The organism is Litoribacter ruber (genome assembly GCF_018449405.1).
Taxonomy (GTDB): Bacteria; Bacteroidota; Bacteroidia; order Cytophagales; family Cyclobacteriaceae; genus Litoribacter; species Litoribacter ruber.
Map to the genome: position 1 here is coordinate 155,869 of NZ_JAHCMY010000001.1, position 18,698 is coordinate 174,566.

16 protein-coding genes and 3 tRNA genes are annotated in these 18,698 nt (G+C 43.0%); 15 read left to right on the top strand and 4 right to left on the bottom strand.

Going from position 1 to position 18,698, the window contains the following annotated elements; all coding sequences use genetic code 11:
* Window position 1 precedes the first annotated feature (1 nt).
* A complete protein-coding gene (locus KI659_RS00705; RefSeq protein WP_246535240.1) occupies window positions 2-817 on the bottom strand; it encodes a toxin-antitoxin system YwqK family antitoxin in 816 nt (271 codons plus the stop codon).
* 149 nt (window positions 818-966) lie between these two features.
* Here KI659_RS00705 and KI659_RS00710 point away from each other — a divergent pair, with 149 nt between their 5' ends.
* The 6 genes from KI659_RS00710 (at window position 967) to KI659_RS00735 (ending at window position 6,499) form a co-directional block, all read left to right on the top strand.
* Window positions 967-2,169 carry a pyridoxal phosphate-dependent aminotransferase gene (locus KI659_RS00710; protein ID WP_213943425.1) on the top strand — a complete coding sequence of 401 codons (1,203 nt, stop codon included), beginning with the start codon at window positions 967-969 and terminating at the stop codon, window positions 2,167-2,169.
* Between the two features lie 13 nt (window positions 2,170-2,182).
* Window positions 2,183-2,893: a glycosyltransferase gene (locus KI659_RS00715; protein WP_213943426.1), complete on the top strand. Its 711-nt coding sequence runs from the start codon at window positions 2,183-2,185 to the stop codon at window positions 2,891-2,893.
* Between the two features lie 22 nt (window positions 2,894-2,915).
* Window positions 2,916-3,731 (top strand): DUF4422 domain-containing protein, encoded by an 816-nt coding sequence (locus KI659_RS00720; protein ID WP_213943427.1) that lies wholly within the window; start codon window positions 2,916-2,918, stop codon window positions 3,729-3,731.
* Window positions 3,732-4,698: 967 nt separating this feature from the next.
* Complete coding sequence (locus tag KI659_RS00725) at window positions 4,699-5,688, top strand: DUF4421 domain-containing protein (RefSeq protein ID WP_246535241.1); 990 nt, start codon at window positions 4,699-4,701, stop codon at window positions 5,686-5,688.
* A gap of 150 nt (window positions 5,689-5,838) precedes the next feature.
* Window positions 5,839-5,912, top strand: a tRNA-Asn gene (locus KI659_RS00730).
* Between the two features lie 392 nt (window positions 5,913-6,304).
* A complete protein-coding gene (locus tag KI659_RS00735; RefSeq protein WP_213943429.1) occupies window positions 6,305-6,499 on the top strand; it encodes a hypothetical protein in 195 nt (64 codons plus the stop codon).
* A gap of 1 nt (window position 6,500) precedes the next feature.
* On the opposite strand, the gene KI659_RS00740 is transcribed toward KI659_RS00735, so the two are convergent.
* A complete protein-coding gene (locus tag KI659_RS00740; protein WP_213943430.1) occupies window positions 6,501-7,166 on the bottom strand; it encodes a metallophosphoesterase family protein in 666 nt (221 codons plus the stop codon).
* Window positions 7,159-9,624, bottom strand: a complete 2,466-nt coding sequence (locus tag KI659_RS00745; protein WP_213943431.1) for a mechanosensitive ion channel domain-containing protein — start codon at window positions 9,622-9,624, stop codon at window positions 7,159-7,161. The genes KI659_RS00740 and KI659_RS00745 overlap by 8 nt, the downstream gene beginning before the upstream one ends.
* A 256-nt stretch (window positions 9,625-9,880) precedes the next feature.
* Here KI659_RS00745 and KI659_RS00750 point away from each other — a divergent pair, with 256 nt between their 5' ends.
* From KI659_RS00750 to KI659_RS00790, 9 genes are all read left to right on the top strand, one after another.
* Window positions 9,881-10,300 carry an Hsp20/alpha crystallin family protein gene (locus KI659_RS00750; RefSeq protein WP_246535242.1) on the top strand — a complete coding sequence of 140 codons (420 nt, stop codon included), beginning with the start codon at window positions 9,881-9,883 and terminating at the stop codon, window positions 10,298-10,300.
* A gap of 174 nt (window positions 10,301-10,474) precedes the next feature.
* On the top strand, window positions 10,475-11,965 hold the full coding sequence (locus KI659_RS00755; protein WP_213943433.1) for a Do family serine endopeptidase: 1,491 nt from the start codon (window positions 10,475-10,477) through the stop codon (window positions 11,963-11,965).
* A 198-nt stretch (window positions 11,966-12,163) separates the two neighbouring features.
* Window positions 12,164-13,708 (top strand): L-piperidine-6-carboxylate dehydrogenase, encoded by a 1,545-nt coding sequence (gene amaB, locus KI659_RS00760; RefSeq protein ID WP_213943434.1) that lies wholly within the window; start codon window positions 12,164-12,166, stop codon window positions 13,706-13,708.
* A gap of 120 nt (window positions 13,709-13,828) precedes the next feature.
* Window positions 13,829-14,296 (top strand): GNAT family N-acetyltransferase, encoded by a 468-nt coding sequence (locus KI659_RS00765; protein WP_213943435.1) that lies wholly within the window; start codon window positions 13,829-13,831, stop codon window positions 14,294-14,296.
* An 84-nt stretch (window positions 14,297-14,380) separates the two neighbouring features.
* On the top strand, window positions 14,381-15,202 hold the full coding sequence (locus KI659_RS00770; protein ID WP_213943436.1) for a hypothetical protein: 822 nt from the start codon (window positions 14,381-14,383) through the stop codon (window positions 15,200-15,202).
* Between the two features lie 142 nt (window positions 15,203-15,344).
* Window positions 15,345-15,422, top strand: a tRNA-Val gene (locus KI659_RS00775).
* Between the two features lie 157 nt (window positions 15,423-15,579).
* Window positions 15,580-15,654 (top strand) — tRNA-Val (locus KI659_RS00780).
* Between the two features lie 47 nt (window positions 15,655-15,701).
* Complete coding sequence (locus tag KI659_RS00785; RefSeq protein WP_213943437.1) at window positions 15,702-15,956, top strand: GIY-YIG nuclease family protein; 255 nt, start codon at window positions 15,702-15,704, stop codon at window positions 15,954-15,956.
* Window positions 15,957-16,162: 206 nt separating this feature from the next.
* Window positions 16,163-16,789 carry a hypothetical protein gene (locus KI659_RS00790; protein WP_213943438.1) on the top strand — a complete coding sequence of 209 codons (627 nt, stop codon included), beginning with the start codon at window positions 16,163-16,165 and terminating at the stop codon, window positions 16,787-16,789.
* Window positions 16,790-16,825: 36 nt separating this feature from the next.
* On the opposite strand, the gene KI659_RS00795 is transcribed toward KI659_RS00790, so the two are convergent.
* Window positions 16,826-18,673, bottom strand: coding sequence for a TonB-dependent receptor plug domain-containing protein (locus tag KI659_RS00795; protein ID WP_213943439.1), 1,848 nt, complete (start codon window positions 18,671-18,673; stop codon window positions 16,826-16,828).
* Window positions 18,674-18,698: the final 25 nt, after the last annotated feature.

Sequence of the window (18,698 nt, forward strand, 5' to 3'; positions counted from 1 at the left end):
ATTAAGTGTCTTTTCTGTAAACTATATTCCCTTCTTTGTCCCACTCAGCTTTGATATAAGGCGTGAAATTCTTCGTATAAGGAGCTTCTTGATACTGGATTTCACGTTTTTTTATGGTCTTGTCTTTACCACTCATGTGCCAGTATTCAGTCCAAATTCCCACCTTTTCGCCGTACTGGTATTCTCCTGTGACCGCTACTTGGCCGTCTTCATAGAAATGAAAGAAATTGCCCTCTTTCAGCTCATATTCAATAGGGGTGACTTTTTCTATTTTTCTATCGGTTCTATTATAATAGGTAACGCGACTTGCTTTTGGCCAGCCTTCTGCAAAATGAGCCTTATCCAATAGGATATTCTTGTTGTCATATTTCATCCATCGGCCATGCTTGGTGCCAAAGTAAAACATACCTGATTCCACTACAATGTCACCGTTTTTCTTTTCATAGGGGCCATGGAGGAGATAACCTCTGCTAGAGTCAAAGTTTTTGGTGCGGATGACATTGTCCTTTTTGTCAATCCAGTAAATGTCCCGAATATATGGATCTACCTTACGGGTTTCATAGCTGTAGTGGAAGAATTCATGAATGGTCTGGTTGCGAAATGTCTGCTTGGTGTATGACTTCTTTGTCTTTACATTAAAGTATACATTCTTTTTCTTTTTCTTCTTTTTTTTCTTGTCTTCCTTTTGCCGCTCGTCGGCTTCATTGAACAAAAGGGTAGGGGCAGAGGTAGGCAGCAGCCTGTTGCTGACAATCCCAGAGGAATCGGACTCAGATTCCTGGGCGAAAAGCGCATTTAAAGGCGCTATCAGAATCATAAAAACAAAAATCTTCCTCATCAATGAAACAACGGATGGAATGCTGGTTTATTTTTTGTAAAAAAGCCAAAGGGTTTCTATTTCCACAAAGGCTTAGATTATCCAAGCATAATACTTAATTTTGGCAAATTATAAAAAATACCTCATTTATGAACTCGATTTTATCAGACCGCATCAACAATATGGAAGAATCGGCCACATTAGCCATGGCCAAAAAAGCAAGAGAACTTAAGTCTCAAGGCGTTGACATCATCAGCCTGAGTTTGGGTGAGCCGGATTTCAAAACCCCGGAACACATTCAGCAGGCCGCTAAAGATGCCATTGACGAGGGGAAATGGTTTGCCTACCCTCCGGTAGCAGGCTACTCTGACTTAAGAGAAGCTATTGCCAAAAAGCTTAGGGACAAAAACCATATTGCTGAAGCAAAAGCTGAAAACATAGTTTTGAGCACCGGGGCAAAACACTCCATTGCCAATATTTTTATGTGTTTGTTGAATGAGGGAGACGAGGTGGTCATATTCAGCCCTTATTGGGTGAGTTATGCCGAAATCATCAAGCTGGCCGGAGGGGTACCGGTGTTGATTGAAGGAAACCTTGAAAACAACTTCAAGGCCACGGCCCAGCAGCTTGAAGATGCGATGACCGATAAAACCAAAGCCGTGATCTATTCCTCACCATGTAATCCAACTGGTTCGGTGTTTAGCAAGGAAGAGCTTCAGGCTATTGCAGAGGTGGTGAAGAAAAGAGATAATGTAGTGGTGATAGCCGATGAGATTTATGAATTGATCAATTTTTCTGGTGCACACGCCAGCATTGGCAGCTTTGAAGGAATGTTTGAAAGAACCATTACAGTAAATGGTTTTTCTAAGGGCTATGCCATGACAGGTTGGAGAGTTGGGTATATCTGTGCCCCGCTGGAGATTGCCAAGGCCTGTGAGAAAATGCAGGGTCAATTCACTTCCGGTGGAAATACCATTGCCCAAAGAGCGGCATTGGCTGCTATAAATGGCGATCATGCTCCATCTGAGAAAATGGCCGAGGCTTATTTTAAAAGAAGAGAGCTTGTGCTAGGCTACTTGAAGGAAATCCCAGGAATTGAAACACACATACCAGAGGGTGCGTTTTACTTTTTTCCAAAAGTAACTTCTTTCTTCGGAAAATCTGCCGGCAAGCATACCGTAAATAATGCGGACGACCTTTGTATCTATCTGCTGGAGGAAGCTAATGTGTCTCTTGTAACAGGAGCGGCATTTGGCGCTCCACAGTGCGTGAGGTTATCCTATGCGGCATCCGAAGATGAGCTGAAGGAGGCCCTTAAAAGAATCAAGGAAGCCCTAGCGAAATTAAAATAAGCATCCGACCACCATGGCTCAAATTCTCGTAATCACTCCGGTAAAAGATGCGCTTGAAAACACACTCCAGACAGCAAAGGCCATATCAGCCTCCTCGCTGGAGTTGGAGCACGTGATCTATAATGATTTCAGCTCACAGGAAACAAGGCGGGCGCTGGAGGAAAATTCCGGGGATTTGGGCTACAGGTTGGTCAATTTGGAGGATGTGGTAGACACACCTTCACCTAATTATAAGGTAGTGTTGCAAATGGCCCAAAAAGAGGCCTTGAAGAGAAGTTTGCCCCTTGTTGTGGTGGAATCTGACGTGGAGGTGAAGCAGCATACTTTCAAGCAGATGCTTGATTTCAGCAAGCTGCACAAAAATTCAGGCTTGATTGGCGCAATTACCGTTAATTTCGATGGGGAAGTGAATTTTCCTTATTTGAAATTCAAAGATGTGAAAGAGCCTGTGGTGAAGACCACAAGAAGCCTCAGTTTCTGCTGTACGCTTTTTACGCCTGAATTCATGGGTAAATATGATTTCAAGAATCTGGATAATTCCAAAGACTGGTATGATACTTTTATGTCCTATAAGTCGGTGGAATTGGGATTTGAAAATTTTATTCTCATGGAAACTCCCGTCCTTCATAAGCCACATGGCAGCCGTCCCTGGAAAATGCTCAAATACTCCAACCCCATCAAATATTACTGGAAGAAGTTCTGGGGCGGGAAGGATAAAATCTAGTTACAGATAAAATCTATCAATTTTGAAGTTTAGCGATAAAGTAAAGCTATATGTGTTGTTTTATAAAAAGAACACAGAACTGGTCCTGGATGATCTTTATGAGCCCTTGATGTGTGGGAATTACAGATTCGAAAATGGCAGCGCCGGGATGATCGGAGATGATACAGGTGACCATATTTCAGAGAAGAATGCTTATTTCAGCGAGTTGACTGGAATCTATTGGATGTGGAAAAACACGCACCTTGAAGTGGTTGGGGCCTGTCATTACAGGAGATTTTATACGCTGACGGAAAAATACTCATCCAACCCATTGCTGAATTTGGCAAAGTTTATTTCTGGCAAGTTCAGGTTCAAAAAGGGATTGATTTATAGCAATGATCACACGTATTGGGAGGACAAGCTTTTGAATGAGCAGCAGCTCTCGGAGATCCTTGCGGATTACGATGGAGTGCTTCCCAGGGCCAGGGTGTTTTCCAGAACCACTGATAGGCAATACAGCCGTCACCACAATCCAAATGACTTGCTGGTAGTTGAGCAGATCCTAAACGACAAATGTCCCGAATACCTGCCCGCCTATGAGGTTTTGAAGAACAGAAACACCCTGCATGCGAATAACATGTTCATCCTCAAGCAGCCTTACTATGATGAGTTTATGGCGTGGTGGTTTGAAATGATGTTTGAATTTGAGAAAAGAGTAAACCTCAAAGATTATAAAGGATATCAAGAAAGAATTTTAGGGTTTATCGCCGAGAGGTTATTGAACATCTGGTTCATTAAAAAAGATCTAAAGATTAAAGAGCTCAATGTAGTTTACTTCAAAAAATTCAAATTCGAGTGAAATAAAATCCGGCCTTTTTTGCTGGATTTTTTTTTTTACATCATCTCAAAAGTAATTCTTTCAGATTTTTCTCACTAGTCTTTGTGTATTCTGTAAAAATAAGAATATTCCAATAAAAAATTAATTTTTATGATTTGGGTGTCTTCTTAGGTTTAGGCAAATTACCCTTGAGGGTTAAATTGCGACTTAAAGCGTTTAAGGATGGAAAATGTGATTATTTAAAAGGAATGGCCTGTTTTTTAGATGGAATAAGGTCCTTGAAAATCAGTGGGATACTAAATTTGTGTAGACGGTTGTTATAATGCAATCCATCTTCATATAATCAAAAAATGTACGGTGTAATTTTTTTGCTAAAATATCAAAAAATACCGTGATCACGGTATTGTTTCGTACTGCAGCTGTTTTGTACCTTTGTAATGGGTGATTAAGCAACTTTTTTCGCTTTTGATTTTTTAATTAATGAGTTTGATCTGGATGATATCGTGAGAATCATTTTTTCTGTCACCAGGTCTTGTTTGTTTGGTTTATTTTAAATTAAGATCCGGGCGTTTGTCCGGATTTTTTTTTGTTCAAGCCTGCCCTTTTGGAGGAGTTTTTGAATACAAGTAAGACAGGACGGATAGGGGAAGTAAATTTAACCGAGTATGTTGTCGTTAGTTTGTTCAGTGCTATTGATTTTTGCCGTATATCTATTGGGCGCCCTTTCATTTTTTCCTAGGGAAAGCTACGATAGGCTTAAGTTTAAATTCAAATCTGCTTCAGAAGGCCGGGATATCTATAGATCTTTTTTTTCAAGGATTTATTTGATTTCATCTCTCATAGCAATGCTCCTCACGGCCACTGTGGTGTACTTTTTCATATCCTAAACATACCTGGATTGTTTGTCGTTGTAATGCCGAAACTAGCAGGATAGCGGTTTTTTGCGGATAGAGACTTTATGAGATCATTTTTAGTAATATTCATCCTTATGATACTTGGGGTATCGACCGATTTAAAGGCTCAAATGGCCGATGACGAGGAAAATACTTTTTACCAGACATTTCCTGATCATATCATGGGAAGGCTGTACCTGAGCAGGAAATACACTTCCTTGTGGCTTAGGGACAATGTGGAGGGGCAATCCTACCTCTTTGCCCCCAACTCCACCCTAAATCATGGTCTCGGGGCTACCTACAAATGGGCTACCCTTAATTTAGCATATGGTTTTGAAGCGTTAAACCCGGATAGGGGAAGAGGGGATACCCAATATTTGGATCTTCAGGCTCATGCTTATCCCAAAAACTTTGTGTTGGATTTTTTTGGCCAGTTTTATAGGGGGTTTCACCTTTCGGAAAAAGAACGTGGGGCACCACCCGATGAGCGATATTATAATGATCCAAACCTGCGATTGACCAAGGTTGGGATCTTCTGGCAATACCTTTTCAATCCTGATAAATTTTCCTTCAGAGCATCCTTTCTCAACAATGAATGGCAGAAAAGGTCGGCAGGCAGCCTTATGGCTGGTTTTGAGATGTATGGTGGCCGGGTGATGGCTGATAGCTTATTGTTGCCGGAAACGCTTGTATTGAATCCCGAAAGAAACTTCAGAACACTCAGGTTTTTCGAATTTGGTCCCAACGTGGGGTATGCCTATACCTTGGTGATCAAAAAGCATTGGTTCATCACCGGTGCTGCTTCGGCAAATTTGGGCTTTGGCTACTCCCAACAGGAAAGCCATCCCGATCGCAACACCCAATGGGGAATCAACCCGAATTTGTTCCTCAGAGGCTTTGCCGGGTACAATTCCGAAAAATGGTCCATTAACGCTAACTATGTTCACAACCGGGTGCGGCTGATCGATAATCAGGACTTTTCTCAGGCAGTAATGACGGGAAATTACCGACTGAATTTCGTTTACCGGTTTCTGCCCGGTCCCCAGCTCAAGAAGCACCTGGATGTCCTCGATTTTATGGATTAATATCATAAAAAATAAGTTGCTGTAACCGAGTGGGAAAGCCTTTTTAGGCGAAAAAATGTAAGTTTTTTTAGCGGTGTTGCTTGGATAAAATCAAACAACCTGTTATGTTTGCATCACGTTAAACAAACAGGTTAGCGAAAAGAAATAAATTCCTCCTTAGCTCAGTCGGTTAGAGCATCTGACTGTTAATCAGAGGGTCCTTGGTTCGAGCCCAAGAGGAGGAGCAAAAGCCTTGCAGAGATGCAGGGCTTTTTTGCGTTTTAGAGTAGCTCAGCTGGTTAGAGCATCTGATCCCGCCTTAAGCGGGAAGGGTCCTTGGTTCGCATTTGCCCGAGACTTGTTATCGAACCCAAGAGGTTGAAAATATTTTCTTTACTTTTCACAATAAACTAATTTTTTTAAAAAAGTATTCCTGCCAAAATAAGCCGATAGAGACGGCGTTTCTCAGATAGGTGACAGGGTAATTGCCTCCTGCTTTTGTTTAGTCTTTAATGTGTTTATGAGTTCTCCTTGTTTTATTACGTTGCAAAAAAGGTCCGGTGGGAAGATCATGATTAGTCCGGAGTTGCCGGATACGGTTTGCGCTGCCCATTTTCTCCAACTGTTACTGTGTGATATGAGTAATTTTATCGTGTTTTATAAAGGCGAGGAATATTCATATGTTAACGATGACTTTATTTTGTCCATTGAACCGCTTGAAAATTGCCTTGATCTTGATTTGATCATTGATGATGCCCCCGGGCTTCGCGTGGTTGACCTGAGCTTTGAGGCCGCAATGAATTTTATTGAAGGTCGGAAGCCCAGCTTTTGATTTAATAGTTCAGGTCGTTTAAATCTTCCTCTCTAGTAGGTATACTGATTTTTTGCAAAAAGGTCCCGTTCCTATCCAGCTTAATTCCGGTCAGGCAAATTCCCTTATAAGCGCCAGTGTCAATGTTCCAAGCCTGTGAATAAGGGTTGTAGGCAGGTCTGCCGGTTGATAGGGGGGTGTGGCCTATGACTTGGATTTTTCCCAAAGGCTTCAGACGGCCTCTGTTCCATAGAATACCGGAAGGGTGATCTGGGTTCAAATATTCGGCATGATCGGTAATCCCTGCATGGGAAACCATTAATTTATCGGTTTCGAAAAACAAAGGCAGGTCCTCCATCCATGACAATACAGACACCAAATCATGCTGCTGGGATTCAAATTGCTGAAAGGTATCCATTCCGCCATTGTAAAGCCAGTTGCTGCTTTTTTCATTGAAGTAATTGAGCATCATCTGCTCATGGTTTCCTTTAAGGAAATGGACTTTGTCGGGAAAAGTTTTGTCAAGCTGCCGGCAATAGGATACGACTTTGGGAGAGTGGGCTCCACGGTCGATGAGGTCTCCGACTTGGATGAGGATTTCCTTTTCTCTGTCCCAGTGGGAGATCAGTTCCTCAAAAGTAAAGAAGCAACCGTGGACGTCACCAATAATAAAATAATTTTCAACCATCGTCTTTTCCTTCAGTTGGCTTTCCTCTTATTAATTCTTTACGCAAAAAATCCTCTTTGGGGTATGACTTGATGTGCAAGTCCCTCTGGGGGAACGGAATTTCAATTTTGTGCTCCGCAAACGCTTTGTAAATAGCGGTCATGATCTGACTTCGAATGGCAATCCAGGTGCTGATGTCCCCCACCCAAAAAAGCATCCTGAATTCCACTGCGCTATCGGCAAAGGTCTGCAGGTAAACAGCAGGTTTGGGCACGGTGAGAATTCCTTCATGTTCCATTACTTTTTCCAGTATATCCGTCACTTTGTCGGAGTCCGACCCGTAGGCTACCCCTATAAACAGTTCTACCCGGCGGGTTTTGTCAGAAAGAGTCCAGTTGATCAGGTGTTCTGAAAGAAGGTCACCATTGGGGATGATTACCTCCGAGCCGTCATAGGCCTTGATTTTACTGGCCCGGATTCCGATCTCTTTTACAGTTCCACCTCGATTTCCTATTTCAATCATGTCTCCAATCTGAATGGGTCTTTCAAAAGCCAATATCACTCCACTCACCAGGTTGTTGACGATGGTCTGCAACCCGAAACCAATCCCCACACTGAGCGCTCCCAAGACTATGGCTGCCTTTTCCAGTGAAATACCCGAAGCTGTGATGGCAAGAAGAAAGCCGGTTGTCAATACCGCCAGACGGATCAAGAGAATGGAGGATCCCAACCTCTGGGTGCGTGAACTTGCCTTGGCTTCATCCTTCATTTCGGCGAAATAGGCAATATTTCGGGCCAGTAGTGAGGATGCCCATATTAGGACGATAAACACTAGAATACTTCCCAGCGTAAAGCTGAATGAACCCAAGTGCCTTTCTGTAGTCAGGACTTCCCCAATCTGGAGGGATAGGTATTCGTATATGTTGAGGTTACTGGTGAAATAGTACACCCAGATGATGGACGAAATGCCTACCAGGAAGTTTTTCAGCCTTTTCCGGATGCTTTTGAAGTCGAAATAAGATGCAAACTCCTTCTGGTTGTTTTTCCCAAGTTCCAATTGCAGGTAGATTGCTTCCAATATGATGGTCACAAACGCATACAAGGTGATTGCCTGCACTAGGCTGTTGGTAGATGCCACCCCCAACATCTTGGATAAGCTGTATCTCCCGAGAATGTTTGCCAAAAAGGAGATTACTTGCATGCTGAAATACAGGTAGATGAAGAAGTTGATGTATTTGGGGTATTTTTCGGGCTTGGATTCAAGCACCCGTATTGCCAAATATGCCAGTGATATCCCCGCCAGGTTCAGGAAAAGCAAAAACCACCGTTCCTTAAAGGCAATTTCTACATATAGGTTGCTAAAGGAATAACATAGGAAAATGCCCAGTAACCCAATCCAAAAATAAAGGGCTTTTCTATCAAGTGATTTGAAGATCAATAAAGTGGCCACACCGGCTGTGGCTGTCAGGATTAGCTGGACAAACACTGTGGGGGGATTGAGGTAGAAGAACGGGGCCAGCGGAAGAATCGCGAGCAGGGTGCTCAGGATGGGGCTGGTGGGGATGAAAGAAACCCGCTCCAAAATAATGGCAGCAAAATCCTTTTCTTTTTTGATCCTGTTGAGAAGCACGGTGAACCAAATAAAAAATCCTAAGGCAAATATGCTTATGATGAAGTGTCTATAGGCGTTGTCACGAAGATATTTTGACAATATTAGTTCGTTGAGCGCGATGGATTCCTTCATCAGGTAGCGCACCCGCTTCTGTTCCAGGTAATCCGGGCTTTCCCAAATAAAATTGTTTTCCTTTGCAAAAAGCCTTCTCTCAAGCTGTCTCTGCCTTTCGTCAATTTCCTCTTCAAAATCATTAAGCGTGATGATAGTGGAGGAGACGCGGCTCTGGGCTCGGGCCAATTTCAGCCTTTGGGCATGATATGAGCTGTCTACCTTGTTTAATCTGTTGCGGAGCAGTTCGGCCTGTTTTTGGTATTCCGGCAGCAGGGTGGTGTCCCTAAGCGCAAACCTGAGGTCTTCATCATCTTTGATGGCAGAGATTTCTGCCCCAATGGAATTGAGTGATTTGTTTCTTTCTGTGATTGTTTGCTGCCAGGCGTCTACTTGTGTCTTAAAATTGACCACCAGGTTTTCTAGAGCGCCAAGGTAACGGAGGTTGAGGCTGGATTCTCTGTATTGCAGTCTTTCGCCTACAGTTTCAATTACCTGCTCGATCCGAGGCAGCTCCTCATATAGCGCCAGGGTGTCGATTTTGCGGGCCAGGCCAGCATTGATATGGTTTAAGGCGATTGTGTAGGTCTCGTTTTTCCTGATCAATTCCTCCAGGGAAATGGACTTTTTCTCAACAGCTTGAGCTGTATCTGTTGGAGTCAAAAAGGTGTCCGATATAACGGGTTCCTGCGAATGACTCAGGAAAGGCTGAAGGAATGCGGTTAGAAATAGCGCTGTTAGCAAAAACCTTTTCATAGTTCAGTAAGCGAGTTCGGTAGGGCAACCAATTGCGGGAAAGCCCTTTTTTGGATTTGCAGCAATTAGTATTCCGATAAATTGTCAGTATTTTGAATTTTGGCTGACATTATTACTTTAATAAGGAACAATGTATGGTAAAAATAGTCAAAATGACATTAATATTTGCAGTATTTAGTATTGGTATAGAATTGTGTAGATAACTGGTGAATGGATGCAATAATCATTAACCAAAATATTAACCGTTATGACACTGATGAAATACAATCAATTGGAGCAGAATTATCCAAGCACGTTTAGCGGACTTTTGGATAAATTCTTTAATGAAAATGTGGGGACCACGCTGAAACAGTTTTCTCCAGCCGTGGACGTTTCGGAAGAAGCGGATAAATATCAAATTCAGGTGGCCGTACCCGGCTTGAAGAAAAATGACTTTCATATTGACCTAATAGATGGCAAATTGACCATCTCCGGAGAGAGAAAAATGGAAGATAAAAAAGAAGGCAAGAATTTTCACACTATTGAAACCCAATACGGAAGTTTTTCCAGGTCTTTTTTCTTACCCGATGATGTGGCTCAGGAAAAGGTTTCGGCGGTTTATGAAGACGGGCTATTGAAGCTTAGCCTTCCCAAATTGGAACATGCAACTAAAAAATATAAAATTGAGGTAAAATAAACAGTAAGTGGGCAAAACCCACTTATTGTTTTTTGGTTAAGTATATAACAAGAATGCTAACAAACTCAAATAGGGGTTAAATGGTGTTAAATACTAGTTATAGTGCTTGACCAATAGGAACCCAATCCTGTAAATTTCGTGTATTGAAGTAGAATAAAGCAAAAATTAAAAAATATGAATAGAGGCCAGTTTTTTCTAGGAATAGTGTTGGCATCCTTGATAGGTGGTATAGTGGCTTTGGCCGGGGCCAGCTATTTTGCTAACCAGCAGCCAGCCACCACAAATTTCGGCAACGACAACAATACCAGCTTGGTCAATTGGCTAAGCGATGAGCGATTTAACGTCCCGGATGGGATCAATTTCGTGGCGTCCGCCGAAATGGTGACCCCGGCTGTGGTGCACGTGAGAAGCACCGTTACGGTGGGGCAGCAGGGAAGAGGGTTTAGCCCTTTTGAAGAGTTCTTTGGATTCAAATCCCCTGAGCCCCGTGAGGGTCCCAGTAGGGAGGCAAGAAGCTCCGGTTCTGGCGCCATCATTTCCCAAGATGGCTATATAGTGACCAATAATCACGTGATCGAAAATGCCAACCGGGTAGAAGTGACCCTAGAGGACAACAGAAGATATACCGCCAAGGTAATCGGGACAGACCCAACTACAGACCTAGCTTTGCTAAAAATTGAAGATACAGGCCTACCATTTATCAGGTTTGGTAACTCCGATGCTGCAAAAGTTGGTGAGTGGGTACTAGCCGTTGGTAACCCAATGGACCTGACTTCCACCGTAACTGCTGGCATTATCAGTGCCAAGGCCAGAAACATCAGAATTCTTCGTGACGAAAACAATTTGCAAGTAGAAGCATTTATTCAAACAGATGCAGCGGTGAATCCAGGTAATTCTGGAGGTCCACTTGTAAACCTTGCCGGTGAAATTATCGGGATCAACACTGCCATTGCTTCCCGTACCGGTGGATTTAGCGGATATTCCTTCGCAGTTCCAAGTTCAATTGTCCAAAAAGTAATGGACGACTTGCTTGAGTATGGTACTGTTCAAAGAGGCCTTCTAGGTGTACAGATTAATGATGTTAGTCCGGAACTTGCCGAATACTTGGGCAAAGAGATTAAGGAAAACCGCGGTGTTTATGTAATTGAAGTGAATGAAGGTAGCGGTGGAGCTGAAGCTGGGTTGAAATCAGGTGATGTAATCATCGGAGTGGACGGCGTGACTACTTATACCACCTCCAAGCTCCAGGAGATGGTAGCTCGGAAAAGACCTGGTGATAAAGTAGAGCTCAAATATATCCGAGATGGAAAAGAGGAAACCACCATGGCGACCTTGAAAAACTTCAGCGGCGATACCAAGATTGTGAAACGTGAAATGCCTAAAACTTCTGAGTTTGAAAGTGTGGGCTTCGAAGATGTGCGGGGAAATATCAAAGATCGTCTAAACATTGAGGGCGGCGCCGTGATTACATCTCTAAATAATGAGAAGTGGAAAGAGACCGGTGTAAGAGAAGGATTTGTCATCACACAAATTGGCAGAACCAAAATCAAGAATGCCGAGCACCTGGTCGAAGTATTGAAAAAGAACAAAGGTGAAGAAGTCATGATCCTTGGTGTCTACTCTAGTGGACAGCAGGCATACTTCGAAGTCGAGTTGGATAAATAATATTATTGGTAGTGTTTAGTTGGTTTATGTTAGATGAAAGGGCCGTCCATTTTGGGCGGCCTTTTTTATGTTTTGGGCAAAGGGTTTTCAAATATGTCATTTCAATCGGTTGTTTTTTGCGGAGGTTTGCTTGGGCTTCGAGACGTAATGTAGTAGATTTGAAATAGTACTATTTGATAAACATGTAATCTTAAATTCATGGCAGACAATTTTGGAATAAAGGAAGCCTTGCAGAGGCTTCAGATCAAAGATGAAAACTTGGGTACTTCCACCGGCAACGATTGGATTGATACCAATGGGGAATACATTACGTCATCGTCTCCTGCAGACGGAGCGGTGATTGCAAAAGTGCAAGTTTCCAGCAGGGAAGCTTATGAGCAGACCATTTCCAAAGCTGAAGATGCGTTCAAGGTATGGAGAAAGATGCCAGCTCCTCAGCGTGGTGAAATAGTAAGACAAATCGGAAATGCTTTAAGAGAAAGAAAAGAGGATCTTGGAAAGCTGGTTTCTTACGAAATGGGCAAATCCTATCAAGAAGGGCTGGGCGAAGTGCAGGAGATGATCGATATCTGTGACTTTGCGGTAGGTCTTTCCAGACAGCTTTATGGACTTACCATGCATTCAGAGCGTCCTGGCCATAGAATGTACGAGCAGTGGCATGCTTTGGGGATTGTAGGGATTATCTCCGCTTTCAATTTTCCGGTGGCGGTGTGGTCTTGGAACACCATGTTAGCTTGGGTTTGTGGTGATGTTTGCGTTTGGAAACCATCAGAGAAAGCGCCGATTTCCGCCCTTGCCTGCCAGCATATTGCTGCCTCTGTTTTCAAAGCCAATGATCTGCCGGAAGGGATTTCTTCTTTGATTATAGGGGATTACAAAGTTGGCGAATATCTTTCCCATGACCCAAGAGTGCCTTTGGTTTCGGCTACAGGTTCTACCCGTATGGGTAAATTAGTTGGCGAGGCCGTTGGTGCAAGATTGGGTAGGTCTCTACTGGAGTTAGGAGGAAACAATGCTATTATCATAACTGAAAATGCAGATTTGGATATTGCCATCCGTGGGGCCTTATTTGGCGCTGTGGGGACTTGCGGGCAGCGTTGTACATCTACCCGTCGATTGATTATCCATGAAAGTGTGTATGATGAGGTAAAAAACCGATTGGCTTCTGCCTATACCAAGTTGGTAATAGGTAACCCGCTTGACGAAAAGAACCATGTGGGTCCATTGATCGACAAGGATGCTGTGGAGGGTTATCTTGGGGCAATCGAAAAAGTAAAAGCCGAAGGTGGCAAAGAGGTGGTCGCAGGAGGTGTACTGGAAGGAGAAGGCTACGAGTCGGGTTGCTATGTCAAGCCATGCATATATGAAGCGGAAAACCATTTCCAGATCGTGCAGCATGAGACGTTTGCGCCTATCCTTTACATCATGAAATACTCGCAATTGGAAGAAGCCATCCAAAAGCACAATGGTGTGCCTCAGGGCTTGTCCTCTGCCATCATGACTACCAATATGCGTGAAGCTGAATTGTTCCTCTCTGTGGCCGGTTCTGACTGTGGTATAGCCAATGTCAATATCGGGACCTCAGGAGCCGAAATCGGTGGTGCCTTTGGAGGTGAGAAAGAAACTGGTGGAGGCAGGGAATCCGGCTCCGATGCCTGGAAAGCCTACATGAGAAGACAGACCAATACGATCAATTACACCACTGAGCTGCCATTGGCCCAGGGGATCAAATTTGATATCTAGTCAACATTCCAAACTTGTAACTTAACAAAAGCTCCCATTTCAATGTGAATTGGGAGCTTTTTTATGGTTAAATTTGAGATAAGAAATTCGATCTTCAAATTTGCAAACTATTTTGAATGTATGAAAGGAGTAGAAATCATCACTTTCAGGCCCCAGCTAGCCTCTTATTTTACAAGCATCAACAAAGAATGGGTAGAGCAGTATTTTTCCCTCGAGCCTTTTGATATCGCCCAGCTTGAGGATCCTCAGGGATATATAATCGATAGGGGTGGGGAGGTGCTGTTTGCCGAAGTAAGTAATAAAGTGGTAGGCACTGTCGCTCTGGTAAAAACGGATGAAGATAGGGTGTATGAGATTATCAAGATGGGGGTACTTCCTGCCAGCCAAGGCAAAGGTGTGGGTTTGGCACTTTTGGGAGCTATCATTCAAAAGGCTAAAGAAAAAGGTGTAAGGAAAGTAATCCTTTATAGCAGTTCCAAGCTTCAGTCGGCTTTGAGATTATATAAAAAGGCCGGTTTTGTAGAGGTGGAAAAGGAATGTGGAAAGTATGAGAGATGTGATGTGAAGATGGAGGTATTGATAATATGAATATGCTGACGTCTTCTAGAAAGCGTTGTATAATTATATTTTTTACTCATATTTTCATGTCTTATTTTTAGATAAATATAATTTTTGCTTGTTTTAGATATTTTAAGATCAATGTCTTGGCTTCTTTCTTTTTTTTCACGTTTTTCAGACTATAGAATAAACAAGCCCTTGATGAAATACGTGATGATGTTAGCTTGCTTATTGACAATTGCATCTTGTCAACCAGGCAGCCAAGAGAAGTTGAGTTTATGGAATTCGGAGTTTACACCTGGCTGTTACAGTTTTAGTGGTGATGGCAGCACGATCGCTTTTGAAGTAAAGAAGAACTATTCAAGAGTGGAAGGTAGCCTAAGCTATGACAGAGTAGGTAAAGGTCGGAATACGGGATACTTTGAAGGCCATATTGAAGGTGATATGCTAATAGGGACTTATACCTTTCGTGTGGAAGGGAAAGAGAGGGTACGACAGGTTGCCTTTCGATATGAGCAGGGTGAGTTAAAGGAAGGGTTGGGAATCTTAGGTTCTGATGGAAAAACATTTAGGAATGTAAATCAACTGGATTATTCCTCCTCACCTACATTAAAGAAAACGGATTGTTTTTCTCCAGTTATGACCGGTACTGGTGAATCCAATGAACTGTACTCTCAAGTTAATTTAGCGCTATACACACCTGAGCAAGTTGAAACTAAATTAAGGCCTATAAACAAGCAAGGTCAAGAGCCTGCCTACCTGATTTTCAATACGGATAATACAAAAGCGGAAATCTTCTTTCCCGGACATCATAGAAGTATGGTCTTGAGAAAAACCCACCAAGGGAATTGGGCTAATTCCCAGTACACCTTGTCAAGCTTAAAAGGGTATACGCTCTATCACAATACTGACCCTATTTATAACAGCTGGGAATAGTTAGGATTTGTTGGTAAATTTTTCAGTTCATTATCAATAACTTAAAAACAAACCTTGAGATTTTAGCTTTATAAATTTGCAGCAATCAAATTTACAGCTACCTTTGCAATCCCATTACAACGGTAATGAAGCAAAAAAAAACGGGAGTTTAGCTCAGTTGGTTCAGAGCATCTGCCTTACAAGCAGAGGGTCGGGGGTTCGAATCCCTCAACTCCCACCATTGAATCTTACAGATGGTGAGATTTTAAAATAAAATTACATTTCTTGGGAGTTTAGCTCAGTTGGTTCAGAGCATCCCGACCCTACGGGGCGGGAGAGTCGGGAGTTCGTATCCCTCAACTCAAATTTCAGGTAGAATTGTTAAGCAGAAACATTTTGGGAGTTTAGCTCAGTTGGTTCAGAGCATCTGCCTTACAAGCAGAGGGTCGGGGGTTCGAATCCCTCAACTCCCACATTTTAGCCTCATTTTATGGGGCTTTTTTGGTTTTTAATTTTTTTTATGGATGCTACGCTATACATACTTTTTTCCAAAAAACTTTCTAAATTTTATATTGGACATACCACTGAACTTTTAGAGGAAAGATTACGCAAACACTTAGCGGGGCATTCAGGGTTTACCTCAAAAGCAAAAGATTGGGAAGTTGTGCACGTAGAATTTTTTTCAGAGAAGTCTCTAGCCTACCAGCGGGAATTAGAAATAAAAAAATGGAAAAGCAAGGATAGAATTAATAAGCTAATTCACACAAAAACCTAACTCAGTTGATTCAGAGCATCCCGACCCTACGGGGCGGGAGAGTCGGGGGTTCGAATCCCTCAACTCCCACATTTAAGCCTCTTTTAGAGGCTTTTTTTATTATTTTTTCAATATGTATTTATGGTTTTTTACCAGTAAATATTGATAAGGACGTAACCTACGTTGGTTTTAGGGAGTTTAACTAATTGGAAACTAATTCTTTTTTTATGGTTAAAGCTCTCTTATTATCTTTGATTTCATTAATATTTGCCAGTTGCGCCACCGTCAACCTTAACAGCCATTTACTAGACCCAGACAGCCAGGGGATGAAGTATCAAAGAATATTGTTGCTCTACTCTGACTCTGAGGAGATGTTCTATGATTGGGATGAGGAGAATTACAACTATGTGCTATATGGCAAATTTAACAGCCTGGCACAGGAAAAATTCAGAAGAGATCTGGGACAGTCCATTTCCCGAAACCTAGCAGGCACAAGGATATTCAGTGCTGACCAGTTTTTTGCCATTCACAGGCCTGTGAGCTATCAGGATTTCATGAATAAGCTGAGCGAAATTGATGTAGACGGTATCTTGGTGGTAAATGCCCGGGCAATTTATCAGGATGAGGTGTTCATCGACGGGGACTCTGTATTTAGATCCAATATGGAATTTCAATGCTTCCTGATTGATAAAAATAACCTGTCAAACGTCTATCTAGCCCAAATAGGGGCCCATGGAGCTCCCATTCACAGCAGTATGAATGTCATGGATAGATTTGCCAGTAATTTGGGAAAAGACCTTCATGCGAAAGGCTTAATTTCTAACCCCAGAACATTTGCCCAATACCCAAGGTAAAAAAAGCTCCCATCTGGCCAGATGGGAGCTTTTAATTTAATAGAGGTTTACCGTAATTCCTGCCCGGCCCCAACGGCCCGGCATTTGTACGAATCCCGCCTCAATGTATTCCGTGTCCGTGATGTTGGATACCTCCGCAAAAAAACCAAAGGTCCTCATACGGTTAAAATCCATTCTTGCATCCATTACAAAATAGGGGTCAAGCGCCATTCTTTCAATGTATCGGCCTTTCAGGGTAAGTTCAACCCTCTCGGTGAATTGTGCCTGAAGACCAGCAATAAACTGGTTTCTCAAGGCATTCAACGCATAGCGGCTTTCTACCCCCTCGGCCTGGCTCAATGTGGCATCAATAAAGTTATAAGACAATGAAACTTCCTTTAGCATGGCATTGGTGCCACCCCAATTGGGGGCATAGGCTATGGATGTTTCAAAACCGTTAAATGTCACCTCGCTGATGTTTCTAGGTGTCCAGCGGTTCGGATTTACGGCCTCATCGCTTGGTGCCCTGTTCCAGTCAATTAAGTTGTCGGAAAATCGGTTAAAATAAACGGTTTCAAACCTAAAACCTTCTTTGGTGAAAATATAGCCTATTTCAAAACTTCTGGCCTGCTCAGGTTGCAGGTCTGGATTACTCAGGTTGCTTGGGTCCTCATAATACAACTCGGTAAAGGAGGGGATTCTAAAGCTGATGCCATAGTTGGTGTAAAACCTTGAACTGTTGCTTAGCTGAAAGCCCAATTCCGCACCGGGGAAATGCTTCCATCCATACTCGTCGAAGTAATTGGAGTAAAGGCCTGCCCTAAAGTCAAATTTTTCAAGAAACTCTATTCTATGCTCAGCAAACACGCCCAGGAAATCCCGTTCTCTTTGCCCGAGATTGTTGCTGTCGATCATTTCTTTCCGCCCTTCCACACCGAAACCAGTGGTGCCTAGGCTATGCTCGTAGCGGCCATTGGCTTCCAGGGCAAATACATCCGATACATGGTTGTTTGTGAAAAAATCCGGTTCAAACCTTCTAAGTCTAAATTCATCGTAGTTTCTCCTCCAGTATGCTCTTGTTTGTACCCATACGGCATCTTTTTGATAGGTATGACTTAGCGCAGCCAAACCAGTCTGCAAGCTTTCCCATTGGTCCGGGAAGGCGTCTGTATAAAATCCATTGGCGCCAAAGGTACGGTCACTGATGGCTGCCATTACCTTCAGTTCGTTGTTTTGGTTTAGATCTAGGCCTCCTTCGTAAAATAGGTTGCTGACCTTAAAGTCTGAATTGTGCCAGTGACCATCCGATGCGTCGTGGCTAAAGCTCAAGGTTTGCTTATATTTTCCACCCGCCAATGGCAATGCGGTAACCAAACTTGCGCCCCTTGATCCGAATCCGCCTCCATAGGCTTGGAAGTTTAGGCTTTTTGTTTCAGGTAAAGTAGTCACGACATTGATCGCCCCCGCAAAGGCATTTTGCCCATATATCCTTGAGCCGGGACCTTTTAATACTTCCACCCGATCGATTCCCTGAAGGGGTAGGGGAATGTTCATCATATGGTTGTTGGTCTGTGGGTCGGTAAGCTTGATTCCATTGAGCAGCATGAGCGTTTGCTCAAAACTACCGCCGCGGATGCCCACACTGGCCTGTACGCCGCTGATGCCTCTCTGCCGCACATCCACGCCAGGGGTGAAAGAAAGCACTTCCTGCAAGCTTCTGGCGGGGGTGGTTTCAATAGCCTTCCGCGCTATGATGCTGACGTTTCGGGAGGTTTTTTTAAAAGGGATCTCCATCCTGTTTTCCTCGATCACCACTTCCGATAACTCAACCGTAGTGGTATCTTGCTGGGCCTTAGCTCCGAAAGCCATGCTCAGTGAAATCATGCTAAGTAAAACTTTGCGCATATTGAGATAATAAGGGTTGGTTAAG